The organism is Pseudomonas sp. XP1 (assembly GCF_053557675.1).
The window spans coordinates 41632-53726 of the sequence record NZ_JBNRIJ010000021.1 but is presented as its reverse complement, the minus strand read 5'-3'; the positions used below and the strand labels follow the sequence as shown (position 1 = coordinate 53726).

Below are 12095 nucleotides of genomic sequence, written 5' to 3'. Positions count from 1 at the left end.
CCTGTAGGAGCGGCCTTGTGTCGCGAAAGGGCCGCAAAGCGGCCCCAGCGATATCAGCCTTTACGCGTGGTGCGGCTGAACTGGCCATCCACCCCGACCGGCACTTCACCCGCCAGGGTCACCCGCCGCACCACCCGCGGCTGGGTCCCGTAATCATCCACCGCATAATGCTGCGTCGCGCGGTTATCCCAGATCGCCACGTCCCCCGCCTGCCAGCGCCAGCGAACGGTGTTCTCCAGACGCGTCACATGCCCTTGCAGCACCGCGAACAGGTGTTGTGAATCAGCCAGCGAATAACCTTTGATGCGCTTCACGAAATGCCCCAGCTGCAGTACCCGCTCGCCGCTGATCGGGTGCACGCGCACCACCGGGTGCTCGGTCTCGTATACCGTTGAGGTGAACACTTTGCGATAGCGCTCCAGCTTGGCCGGGTCCACATCGGGCTTCACGCTGGCGTAGTCGTATTCGTTGCTGTGCACCGCCCAAAGTTTGTCCGCCAGCTCGCGCAGCGGCTCAGGCAGATCCTGGTAGGCCGCGGCGGTATTGGCCCACACGGTGTCGCCACCGGATGCCGGTGCCACTACGCTGCGCAGGATCGAGGCCTTGGGGTAGGCGTCGACGAAGGTCACGTCGGTGTGCCAGGAGTTGGCCCGCTGGCCTTCGGCGCCATCGAGCTGCAACAGGTAGCTGGTGCCATCCACCACCGGCACGGTGGGGTGGGCGACCGGCTCGCCGAGCAACTTGGCGAAGGCTTCCTGGCTTTGGTCATCCAGGTGGGTCTGGCCACGGAAGAAGATCACCTTGTGCTTCACCAGCGCGGCCTGGATGGCATCGAGGGTGGCGGCATCAAGGTCGGCGGACAATTGCACCCCGCGAATTTCGGCGCCAATACGGCCGGCAACCGGGTGGATGTCGAGTTCGAGGGTTTGTGGCGCGGAGGCCAGGGCAGCGTTGCTCATGGTCGTGTCCTTGCGGTCATTGTCGGGTCTTTGGGATTCAGCGGGCGGCCTGCACGGCCTGACTCTGTTGCAGGGCGGCATCGAGGAAGCGGGGTTCTATCCAGTCGGCCACCTGGAAGCCACGGCGGATCAGGCGCTCCTTGGCGGCCAGGTCCACGCCCTGTTGCAGCTGAGCGACGAATTCGGCGTCCAGCCGTGGATCGAAGTAATGGGCCAGGTCTTCCGTGGCCAGGTCGTCGCTGAGGATGCTGCGCGGCCAGTTGGCATTGCTGGCCACCAGCTCGACGTAGGCCTCGCGGTTGTGTTCGTCACGCAGCCAGGCGCTGGCCTGTTGCTGGGTATTGACCAGGCGCTGCACCAGTTCGGGATATTTGCGGATGAAATCGCCAGTGCCCAGCAGCACTGCCTGGGTGCTGCCGGCACCTGCCAGGTCACGCGAGTTGACGGGTAGCTCGACCAGCCCGCGCTCGCGCAGCGACAGCAGGTTGGACAGGCCCCAGGTGGCGTCGATCTGCTTGGCGGCCAGCGCGGCATTGGCGGCGTTGAAGTCCAGGTTGATCACCTTCAACTCGCGCTCGCTCAGCCCTTGGCTGGCCAGGGCGCTGGCGAACGACAGCTGGTTGGCGGTGCCACGGAACACCGCCACGCGCTTGCCCTTGAGGTCGTGCAGGGTCTTGATGCCAGAGCCGGGCACCACGCCCAGGTAGCTCTTCACCCCACGTACGCCCGCCGACAGCACGCGGGTGTCCAGGCCGTTGGCCTTGCCGACGATGGCGGCCAGGTCGCCGAGGTAGGCGAAATCGGCCTGGCCGTTGGCCAACGCTTCGTTCACCACCGGCCCGGCGCCCTTGAAGAAGTGCCAGTCGATGCGAATGCCGTCCTTGGCGAACTCCTTCTCCAGCAGTTGCTGGTCACGCAGCACGTCGACCACTCCACCGGCGCTGGGCTTGCTGCCCGCGCTGAGGTCGGGCACGGCGATGCGGATGCTTGCTGGCTTGGCCGGTTCAACTGCGTGGGCGCTGAGGGTGAAGGCCAGCCCGAGGGCGGTGATCAGGTGGCGCAGCGGGGTTTTCATGGCAAGGCTCCTTGGCAGGCTGCCACCGGCGATGGCCGGCGCTTTGGCCAGAAGCTAGGCAGGTCTGGTTAGAACCTACAAAGATCAAAACTTCATTCTTCAGTAACTGGAAGGCATAAATCAGGCGGCATGCGGTTCTGCGGCCGGCTTGCGGAAAATGCATGGAAAATATGAGGAAAACGCAACGGCGAGGGGCTTCCGTATGCATGAAGCGCATGTTCTTATCTCTTGAAAGTCATTTTTAAGAATTTTTAATTCCATAAATGAATAACCTAACAACGCTTCGAGAGATGGCCGATGAATGGAATTCTGAGCAGAAGTCGTGGATGGCTCCGAGGGTCGCTACGCGACCCTTTCGCGACGCAAGGCCGCTCCCAAAAGAATCGCGCCCGCTTGTTGCCCTGGGTCTTGCCTGTGCTGGTTGCGCTGCTGTGGGTAGTGGCCAGCCGGGAGCACTGGATGAGCGAGCAGATTCTGCCGGCGCCAGCATTGGTATGGCAGAGCGCGGTGGAGTTTGGTTCCGGCGAGCTGTGGGGGCACCTGTGGATAAGCTTGCAGCGGTTGTTCTGGGGGCTGGCGGTCGGCATCGGCAGCGGGTTGCTGCTGGGGGTCTGGCTGGGTGCTTCGCGGCGGGCGCAGACGTTGGTGCTGCCGACCTTCGTGGCGCTGGCACAGATTCCTACCCTGGCTTGGATCCCGTTGTTCATGCTGTTCTTCGGGATCGGCGAGTTGCTCAAGCTGGTGGTGCTGGTGAAAGCCGTGGTGGTCCCCGTTACCTTGCACACGCTGGTCGGTGTACGGGATGCCCAGCCCAAGCTGCGAGAGGCCGCTGCGGTGCTGCGCCTGCCTCGCCATCTACTGTTCCTGCGCCTGCTGCTGCCGGCTGCCCTGCCCGCCTTCCTCACCGGCGTACGCCTGGCCCTGGCCACCGGCTGGACCTCGCTGCTGGCAGTCGAACTGCTGGCCTCCAGCGAAGGGATTGGCTACTTGATGGTGTGGGGACGGCAGCTGTTCATGCTCGACCTGGTGTTGCTGTGCATCCTGGTGATCGGCCTGGTCGGCGCACTGCTGGAGCACGGCTTCTCGGCTCTGGAAAAGCGCTTGCTGTACTGGCCGCAAGCGGCCACAGGGGAGCAGCACCGTGGCCCCGTGCCGCGGGGTTGGCAAAGCCTGCTGCTGCCACTGGCACTGTTGGCCCTGTGGCAGGCCAGCAGCAGCTTTGGCTGGGTCGACAGCAACATCCTGACCTCGCCACTAGAAGTGTTGCGCACCCTGCTGACCGGCCTGGCCGATGGTTCGCTGCCGCAAGCCTTGCTGCTGAGCCTGCAGCGCGCTTTGGCCGGCTTGCTGCTGGGCGGTAGCGCTGGCCTGCTGGTCGGTTTGCTGTTGGGGCTTTCGGCCAATGCCGAACGTATCTTCGGGCCCAGCCTGTCGGCATTGCGTCAGGTGGCGCTGTTTGCCTGGGTGCCGCTGCTCACAGCCTGGTTCGGCCTGGGTGAAGGGGCCAAGCAGGTATTCGTCGGCATGGCTGCGTTCTTCCCGTTGCTGATCGCCACCCAGCGCGGTATCGCCAGCCTCTCGCCCCAGCTGGGTGAAGCCGCGCGCACCCTGCGCCTGAACCTGTGGCAACGCCTGCGCCTGCTGGTGCTGCCCGGCGCAGCCCCGGCCATTTTTGCCGGCCTGCGCCTGTCGCTGATCTACGCCTGGCTGGGCACCATCGGTGCCGAATACTTCATGCCTTCGGACGGTGGCATCGCCAGCCTGATGATCGGCGCCCAGCAATTGTTCCGCATGGACCAGGTAATGGCCGCCATGCTGCTGATCGGCCTGGTCGGCGCCCTGCTCGGCACCCTTGGACAACGCCTCGAATTACGCGCCACGCGCTGGAGAACCGCATGAACGCCTTCAACACCTCGCACCTGCACGCGGCCAACCAGCCCGATGCCACTCCGCCTCTGGTCAGTTTCGAGGGGGTCGGCAAAGTGTTCAGCGTCGATGGCCAGCCGCTGGAAGCCATCCGCAACTTCAACCTGTCGATCAACCAAGGCGAATTCATCGCCATCGTCGGCGCTTCCGGCTGTGGCAAGTCCACCCTGCTGCGCCTGCTGGTAGGGCTGGATACCGACTACAGCGGCAACATCCGTGTCGACGGCCACACTGTCAGCGGCATTGGTAGCGAACGCGGCATCGTGTTTCAGGAACACCGGCTGTTCCCCTGGCTGAGCGTGGAACAGAACATTGCCCTGGGCCTGGTCAACGAACCGCTAACCCAGGGTGAACGCGCGCGGCGGGTACACGAGTTCGTGCAACTGGTGGGGCTGGTCGGCTTCGAGTCGGCCTACCCACACCAGCTGTCCGGCGGCATGGCCCAGCGCGTGGCGATCGCCCGAGGCCTGGTAGCCAGCCCGCGTATCCTGCTGCTCGACGAACCGTTCGGCGCGCTGGATGCGCTGACCCGCCAGCAACTGCAGGACGAGCTGCTGGCCATTCGCGAACGTGCCGGCATCACCACGCTGCTGGTCACCCATGACGCTGAAGAGGCCACCTACCTGGCCGACCGGGTGGTGGTTCTGGAGCCGCGCCCGGGGCGGATCAAGTCGGTGGTGGAGATCGACCTGCCCCACCCACGCTTGCGTACGGGCGTTGCACTTCACCAGCTGCGGGAGAAGGTGCTGCACCAGATTACCGGGGATGGCGGCTACCTGGCGCCGCCGGTGCGAAGGGTCGAAGGGCTCAGGCCGGAGCTGATTGCGCTCTGAGCCTGTGACAGCGGGCATGCCCGTACTCATAGAACTGCACATAACTCATTGAATTAGCCGCTCCCACAGGGTACGCGGACCGCTTGCGAATTCAGGACTGGGCAATCAGGTCATGCAGGTAAGCCCAGGGGTAGATACCCCGCTCATGCCCGTCGCTGAACACCAGCTGCACGCCATACCCTTGCGGCTCGATCTGCACCACGCGCACATCATCGCGAACCAGGCTGATGCCCCCCTGCAACCGTGCCGCTCGGCATTGCGAACAGGGGCAGGCACCGCGCAGGCGGGCATGGCTGAGGCTGTGTTCGCCGTCTTGCCATTGCAGCACCAGTTGCCCTGGCCCGCGCATGTTGCGAATAGCTTGCGGGGCGTTCATCAGGAGGCCCCGCGCAGTTGCGCCATGGCGATCCGCACAGCCTTGCGCACCTCGGGGTCGCTATCGGTCTCGGCGGCCTGCAGCACCGGCAAGGCACGCGCCTGGCCCAGCTCACCCAGGGCCAGAGCCGCCTCCTTGCGCAGGTTGGCAATGCGGTGGCCGAGCAACTCGCCAAGCGAGTCCAGGGCCGCAACATGACGCAGCCGCCCCAGGGACCGCGCCGCACGCAGACGGACTTGCCAGAAGTCATCGGCAAGAGCATTTACCAGAGCCGGGCCTGCCGGGGCCAGGCCCACCTTGCCTAGCGTGGTGGCGGCTTCTTCGCGCACTTGCCAGGCCTTGTCAGCCAATGCAGCCACCAATGCCGGCACCACAGCGCTGTCTCGTGCGAGGCCCAGCGCACCGATGGCCGCGCGGCGCACCTCGGTGTCCGGCTCGTCTGCGGCAAGCTTTGCCAATGCTGGCAACGCCGGCTGGTGCTTGAGCCAGCCAAGAATACCCACGGCCTCACGCCGGACCGCGGCGTCGCCATCGGCCAGGGCCAGAAGTGCGGGCTCTGCAGCATCTTCCAGGCGCAACTCGCGCAAGGCACGCAGGGCGCTGGCACGGACGAAGGCATCGGCATGCTTGACCCATGGCAGGATCAGCTGACCGGTTTCAAGGCTCTTGAGTTCGCTGAGGCTCTGCGCGGCAGCCAGCCGTACCGGCTCGGCAGCATCGGCCAGCGCAGCGCACAGGGCCTGCACGACTTCGGGTTCTTCCCAGGCCTCGAGCAGGCGCGCGGCCTCGGCTCGCACCTCGTCGGCGGCATCCACCAGCAGTGCATCGGTGAGCCATGGCAAGCCATCCGGGTCTTCCAGGTCGGCCAGTTCGATCAGGGCGATGCGGCGCACGCCTGCATCAGCGGCACCAAGGCGAGGCAGAAGAGCAAGGATGTCGGGGTTGTCAGTCGTTCGTTCAGTCATAGTGCGATCCGTAGCGGTGGGTGCTCAGTGTCCGGCAGGCCCAGCGGGGTCAGGCGCGGAAGTTCGCGGCCTTCCTCGTGACGGAGCAAGGCCAGACAGTGACGCTTGAGGTGAGTGAATTCAGGGCTGGTCAGCAGGCTGGCGCGGCGTGGGCGCGGAAATTCCAGGTGCAGGTCTTCGATAAAGCGGCCAGGTCGCGGGCTCATCACCAGGATACGGTCGGCCAGGAACAGCGCCTCGTCGATATCGTGGGTGACGAACACCACGGTGGTGCGGATGCTTGCCCAGATATCCAGCAACAGCTCCTGCATGCGTGCACGGGTTTGCGCATCCAGGGCACCGAAGGGTTCGTCCATGAGCAAAAGGCGCGGGCGGTTGACCAGCACCCGGGCAATCTCGGCCCGTTGCTGCATACCGCCGGACAACTGACTGGGCCAGCGCCCGGCAAAGTCGGCCAGCCCCACCAGTTGCAGCATTTCACGAGCCTGCTGGCGACGTTCGGCGCGGCCCTGGCCTTGCATCTTCAGGCCGAAGGCCACGTTGTCGAGCACGCTACGCCAAGGCAGCAAGGTGTGGTGCTGAAACACCATGCCGCGCTGCGGTGACGGCCCGGAAACGGTCTGGCCATCCACGCTCAACTGGCCGCTGCTGGGCACCAGGTGCCCGGCCAAGGCGCCAAGCAACGTCGACTTGCCACAACCGGAGGGGCCAAGGATGCAGACGAATTCGCCAGGCTCTACGGCAAAATCCAGACGCTGCACAGCCTCGAATGTTTCGCTGCCGTGCCCCAGGCGTATCGACAGGCCACGCCCGTCGATACGCCCTGGCGCTGGTTGATAACTATTCATCAGCTGGCCCTCCGCGTGCGGTACCAAGGCGTGGCCAAGTCCCCAAGTCGCTTGACCAGGGCGCTGCTGCCCATGCCCAGCACGCCGATCAGCAGCATGCCGACGATGATGTCCGGGTAGTTTTGCAAGGTGTACGACTCCCAGGTGTAGTAGCCGATACCGAACTGTCCGGAAATCATCTCGGCGGTGACCAGGCAGAACCATGAAGTCCCCATGCCGATGGCCAGGCCAGTGACGATGCTCGGCAACGCTCCAGGCAACACCACTTCGCGCAGGATCGACCAACGCTCTGCACCGAGGCTGCGCGCCGATGCTACCAGGCGCGGGTCGATGGCCTCGACGCCGTGGACGGTGTTCAGCAGGATCGGGAACAACGCACCAGTGAAGGTTATGAACACCATCGACAGTTCCGACGAGGGGAACATCAGGATCGCCAGCGGGATCCAGGCCACTGCCGGAATCGGCCGCAGCACTTCGAGTGGCGGCAGCAAGGTGTCCTCCGCCCATTTCGAGCGGCCGATCAACAACCCCAGGGCAACGCCAATCAGCGCTGCGGCGGCATAACCGGCAAACACCCGTGACAAGCTGCTGCCCAGGTGCGCCAGCAGGGTGCTGGATGTCAGCAGCTGCCAGGCAGCTTCCAGCACCGCCTTCGGTGTGGGGACATAGGTGAACGTCAGCAGCCCGAGGTCCAGCTTCATGCTCGCCGCGACCTGCCAGAACAGCAGGCAGGCCAGCAGCGAAGCGAGGCGCACCGGCCAGCGCTTGAGGTTGCAGGTCATGTCGGTGCCTCCCGGTCAGCGCTGAGCGACAAGCTTCTGGTTGGCGCTGACGAAGTCCAGCGCTTCACCGCCATGGGCCTTGGCATACTGCTCGGCTTGGTCCTTGAGCAGAAACGCCGCCAGCTCACCCTTTGCGTTGCGCACGAACCAGGCCTGGTTGGCCAGCAACTTGATTCCGCTGTCGGCGGCCTGGGCGTAGATGGCGCGGATGTCCCTGCCCTCCTGCTCCAGTTGGGCCAAGGCGCCAAGCGCGGCCTCCGGCGAAGCGTAGTGGCGGACCTTGCCTTCACCGCGCACCCAGATCTGTGCCAGGCGGCTGAAGTCGGTGATCGGTTTGCCTGTCAGCGCGTCATTGGCCTTGAGTGGCTGCGGATCGTAGTCTTTCAGCGCCTTGTCGTAGTCCAGGCCAGCCTCCTTGAAGGCCGCACGGATGTATTGGTCGTCGATGAACTTGTCGGTGTCGAGGCCACGGTCGGTCTTTTTGAGCAGCTTGAGCGTATCGATGGAGGTTGCGACTGCCTGACGGTATTCAGGCTTCCAGGTCAGGTCGCGGGTCTGCAGGCCGAGCGGGCCGTGGAACAGGTAATTGACCTCGGCTTCGATGCCGGTGACTTTCTCGATCAACTCGCTGTACTTCTCAGGTTCCGCAGCGATCAGCCGATCGGCTTCCAGGCTGGCGCGCAGGTAGGCGGTGACCACTTCGGGGTATTTCTTCGCATAATCGGCATCGACCAAAGCGCCATGGAAGGTCGGTGCGTTGGCCTGGGCGCCGTCATAGATCTTGCGGGCGAAGCCGCGGTTGGGGAACAGTTCGGCGAACGGCACAAAGTCGGCATGGGCCTCGATGCGGTTGCTACGCAGGGCGGAACCGGCGATTTCCGGCGCCTGGGCGATGATTCGCATATCCTTCTGCGGGTCCCAGCCTTGGGCTGCTACGGCACGCAGCAGCATTCCGTGGGCGGTGGAAGCGAATGGCACGGAAATGGTCTTGCCCTTGAGTTCAGTCAACGACTGCACGCTGGATGCTGCGGGTACGACGATGCCATTGCCGCTGCCGTGCACGCTGCCCGACAGCACGCTTACGAACAGGCTGCGCTTGCCGGCGTCCAGGTGAGCAACGCCGTTGAACGACCCAGGGAAGTCGGCCATTGCCCCGAAGTCGAGTTTCCCAGCGACCATTTCATTGGTCAGTGGCGCACCGCTGGTGAAGTTCTTCCACTCCACCTGATACTTGGCATCCTTGTATTTGCCGTCATGCGGCAGGTACTTCTCCAGCAGGCCAAGCTCGCGTATCAGCAAGCCACCAGTGGCGCAGTTGATGGTGGTGTCCTGTGTGCCAATGGCGATGCGGATGGTTTCGGCGCTGGCATTCAGGCCAGTGAGCGCCAGCGCGAGGCCGGCCACGGTTGCAACAAGGCGCATGGGTGTTTCCCCTCGAGTCGTTATAAGAGTTGGATCGTCTCCGCCGCCCGGCTTGGGTGGTGGGAAACGAGGGGCACAGCGGGAGGGCGTCCGGTGGTGCGCCGGATGGCAGGATGAATCAGCGCAGCAGGTACGGGATGTCGACTTTCACCGCCCCCGTGGGGCAGTCCTTTTCGCAGGGCATGCAGTACCAGCATTCGTCGAAGGCCATGTAGGCCTTCTGCGTGGCCGGGTTGATCGCCAGCAGGTCCATGGGGCAAACCTCCACGCAGACGGTGCAGCCTTTATCGGCGATGCACTTGTCTTCGTCGATGGTGACCGGGGCGCTGCTGCGAAAGAAGATTTCTTGCGGCTGGTAGGCCATTTCACGGAGTCCTCGGGGCCTGCGGCCCACGTTCTTCAAAGTGTTCACAGGACACAGGGTCGCCTAGGCTGCGTCGGCCTTTACCCGCAGCTGGTCGTAGGCGGTCTGCTCTTCTGCATCCAAAGCAATCAGGTAAGGCTCGACCGCTTTCTTGAAGCTGGTCATTTCACCGTTCTCGCCTTTTTTCAAATGGCAATGGCAGAACCACTCGCCATCGTTGCGCTCGGGGAAGTCCACTCGATGGTGGTAAAGCCCCCAGCGGCTTTCCTCGCGGAACAGCGAGGCCCGCGCCGCCATCTCGGCGCAATCGCGAATCACCGAAACTTCCATCGCACGCATCAGTTCATGAGGGTTGCTGGCCTTCATCTGGTCCAGGTCACGTTCGATCTCGGCAAAGCGCTCAAGGCCGATTTCCATCTTCCTGGTCACCTTGGGCGGCTGCAGGTAATCGTTGACCATGCGCCTGAGCTTGTACTCGACCTGCGCCGGCGGCAGGCCATGCTGACGCTGCAGCGGGGCAAACACCCGCGCGCGCTCGCGCTCGACCTGTTCGGCATCGACCTCGGCGAATTCACGCCCGATCACGTAATGGGCAGCGTTCACACCGGCGAACCAGCCATAGGTGAAGGCCCCGAGCATGTAGTTGTGCGGCACCGCTGCCATATCGCCCGCGGCATACAGCCCTTTGACACTGGTCTCGGCCTTTTCATTGACCCACACCCCCGACGCCGAATGCCCCGAGCAGAAACCGATCTCCGAGATATGCATCTCGACCATGTGCTGGCGATAATCGGTACCACGCCCGGCGTGGAACTGGCCACGACTGGGGCGCTCGTTGCTGTGCAAGATCTCTTCGATGTTCTGGATGGTTTCCTCGGCCAGGTGATCGAGCTTGAGGAACACCGGGCCATTGCCGCCTTCGAGCTCCTGGTGGAATTCCCACATCATCTGGCCGCTCCAGTAGTCGCACTCGATAAAGCGCTCACCCTTGCTGTTGGCGGTATATCCACCCAGTGGGCCGGTGACGTAGGCACAGGCCGGACCGTTGTAGTCCTTGATCAGCGGGTTGATCTGGAAGCACTCGAGGTTGGCCAGTTCGGCACCTGCATGGTAGGCCATGGCGTAGCCATCACCGGCGTTTGTCGGGTTCTCGTAGGTGCCCATCAAATAACCCGACGACGGCAAGCCCAGGCGCCCGGCCGCACCGCAGGCAAGGATCACCGCCTTGGCCCGCACCACCCGAAACTCTCCGCTACGGCAATCGAAACCCAGCACGCCAGCGGCCGCGCCTTCACCATCGAGCAGCACACGGGTGCAGACCATACGGTTGCTGATTTCGACCCGGGCACGCTTGAGCTGACGGTACAGCACCTTCTTGATGTCGTGGCCTTCGGGCATGGGCAACACGTAGGCGCCCATGTGGTGAACCTTTTTCACCGCGTAGTCGCCGGTCTCGTCCTTCTCGAACTTCACCCCCCAGCGGTCGAGTTGCTCGATGGTTTCAAAGCTGTGGGTAGCGTAGGCATGCACCGTGGCCTGGTTGACGATGCCGTCATTGGCCACGGTGATTTCCTTGGTGTACTGCTCGGGGGTGGCGTGGCCTGGGATGATCGCGTTGTTCAGGCCATCCATGCCCATGCTGATGGCACCGCTGCGCTTGACGTTGGCTTTGTCCAGCAGCAGCACGCGCAGGTTTTTGTCCTGCTCCTTGGCCTTGATCGCCGCCATCGGCCCGGCGGTACCGCCACCGATAACGATGATGTCGTAATCCTGGGTCTGGATGCTCATGCCTTGCTCCCCTTCTGGCGGTCGATGCGCAGGCGGTACTGGAAAGCATCGCCGCGGTAGTAAAGGTGTTCGAAGTCCAGTGGTGTACCGTCGGCGGCATGGGTCAGGCGCTCGATGCGCATGATCGGCGAGCCTTCTTCAACATCCAGGGCCTGGGTCAGGTCGCTGTCAGCCAGCACGGCATCGATGGCCAGGTCGGCGTGGCCGAGGGCAATGCCGCAGTCGTTTTCCAGAAGCAGGAAAATATCGCGGGTGACAAGGTCGGCCTTTTCCAGTTTTTCGCCGACGGCCTTGGGCAACCAGGTCAGCTCCAGCGACACCGGCTCGCGGTTGATCAGCCGCACCCGGCGGATCTCGGTGACCAGGCTGCCCTCCTCGACCTGCAGCCGCGCGGCTACCAATGCATTGGCTGGCACATGGCGGAAGCTGCGCAGGCGGTTGATCACCTCGTAACCCATTTGCGTCATCGACTCGCCCAACCCCTGCAGAGTGCTGACGTTCTGGAATGCCTTGGGCTTGGCGACGAAGGTACCCTTGCCGTGGATCTTGAAAATCAGCCCTTCCTTCTGCAGATCGCCCAGCGCCTGGCGCACGGTGATGCGGCTGACGTCGAAAGCCTTGCCCAGTTCGCTTTCCGAGGGCATGCGGCTATGCGATGGATAAGTGCCGTCGAGGATGCGCTCGCGCAGCAATTCCTTGAGCTGGGTGTAAAGCGGTACCGGGGACAGGGGGAGCAGTTCGGCCATAGGTCTCTTCG

Annotated in this window: 12 protein-coding genes; 2 read left to right on the top strand and 10 right to left on the bottom strand. The window is 63.8% G+C overall.

The window, feature by feature from the left end; all coding sequences use genetic code 11:
* Positions 1–53 precede the first annotated feature (53 nt).
* Together ACK1U9_RS17945 and ACK1U9_RS17940 are read right to left on the bottom strand one after the other, a co-directional pair.
* Positions 54–959 carry a TauD/TfdA dioxygenase family protein gene (locus ACK1U9_RS17945; protein ID WP_108480043.1) on the bottom strand — a complete coding sequence of 302 codons (906 nt, stop codon included), beginning with the start codon at positions 957–959 and terminating at the stop codon, positions 54–56.
* A gap of 37 nt (positions 960–996) precedes the next feature.
* Positions 997–2034 carry an ABC transporter substrate-binding protein gene (locus ACK1U9_RS17940; RefSeq protein WP_108480044.1) on the bottom strand — a complete coding sequence of 346 codons (1038 nt, stop codon included), beginning with the start codon at positions 2032–2034 and terminating at the stop codon, positions 997–999.
* 297 nt (positions 2035–2331) lie between these two features.
* On the opposite strand from ACK1U9_RS17940, the gene ACK1U9_RS17935 reads away from it, so the two are divergent.
* Both ACK1U9_RS17935 and ACK1U9_RS17930 read left to right on the top strand, forming a co-directional pair.
* On the top strand, positions 2332–3933 hold the full coding sequence (locus ACK1U9_RS17935) for an ABC transporter permease (RefSeq protein WP_258229911.1): 1602 nt from the start codon (positions 2332–2334) through the stop codon (positions 3931–3933).
* Positions 3930–4793, top strand: coding sequence for an ABC transporter ATP-binding protein (locus ACK1U9_RS17930; protein WP_108480045.1), 864 nt, complete (start codon positions 3930–3932; stop codon positions 4791–4793). The genes ACK1U9_RS17935 and ACK1U9_RS17930 overlap by 4 nt, the downstream gene beginning before the upstream one ends.
* A gap of 91 nt (positions 4794–4884) precedes the next feature.
* Here ACK1U9_RS17930 and ACK1U9_RS17925 read toward each other — a convergent pair whose 3' ends face one another.
* From ACK1U9_RS17925 to ACK1U9_RS17890, 8 genes are all read right to left on the bottom strand, one after another.
* Positions 4885–5169, bottom strand: a complete 285-nt coding sequence (locus ACK1U9_RS17925) for a DUF971 domain-containing protein (protein WP_085599919.1) — start codon at positions 5167–5169, stop codon at positions 4885–4887.
* A complete protein-coding gene (locus ACK1U9_RS17920; protein WP_108480046.1) occupies positions 5169–6134 on the bottom strand; it encodes a HEAT repeat domain-containing protein in 966 nt (321 codons plus the stop codon). The genes ACK1U9_RS17925 and ACK1U9_RS17920 overlap by 1 nt, the downstream gene beginning before the upstream one ends.
* Positions 6131–6982 (bottom strand): ABC transporter ATP-binding protein, encoded by an 852-nt coding sequence (locus tag ACK1U9_RS17915; RefSeq protein ID WP_046616393.1) that lies wholly within the window; start codon positions 6980–6982, stop codon positions 6131–6133. The genes ACK1U9_RS17920 and ACK1U9_RS17915 overlap by 4 nt, the downstream gene beginning before the upstream one ends.
* Positions 6982–7764 (bottom strand): ABC transporter permease, encoded by a 783-nt coding sequence (locus ACK1U9_RS17910; RefSeq protein WP_108480047.1) that lies wholly within the window; start codon positions 7762–7764, stop codon positions 6982–6984. Before ACK1U9_RS17910 ends, ACK1U9_RS17915 begins: the two co-directional genes overlap by 1 nt.
* A 15-nt stretch (positions 7765–7779) precedes the next feature.
* The gene (locus ACK1U9_RS17905; protein ID WP_108480048.1) at positions 7780–9186 is read right to left on the bottom strand and encodes an ABC transporter substrate-binding protein; all 1407 of its coding nucleotides are present in this window, start codon (positions 9184–9186) and stop codon (positions 7780–7782) included.
* Between the two features lie 118 nt (positions 9187–9304).
* Complete coding sequence (locus ACK1U9_RS17900; RefSeq protein WP_046616397.1) at positions 9305–9550, bottom strand: 4Fe-4S dicluster domain-containing protein; 246 nt, start codon at positions 9548–9550, stop codon at positions 9305–9307.
* Positions 9551–9613: 63 nt separating this feature from the next.
* A complete protein-coding gene (locus tag ACK1U9_RS17895; protein WP_085599911.1) occupies positions 9614–11338 on the bottom strand; it encodes a fumarate reductase/succinate dehydrogenase flavoprotein subunit in 1725 nt (574 codons plus the stop codon).
* Positions 11335–12084, bottom strand: coding sequence for a GntR family transcriptional regulator (locus ACK1U9_RS17890; RefSeq protein WP_015268562.1), 750 nt, complete (start codon positions 12082–12084; stop codon positions 11335–11337). The genes ACK1U9_RS17895 and ACK1U9_RS17890 overlap by 4 nt, the downstream gene beginning before the upstream one ends.
* Positions 12085–12095: the final 11 nt, after the last annotated feature.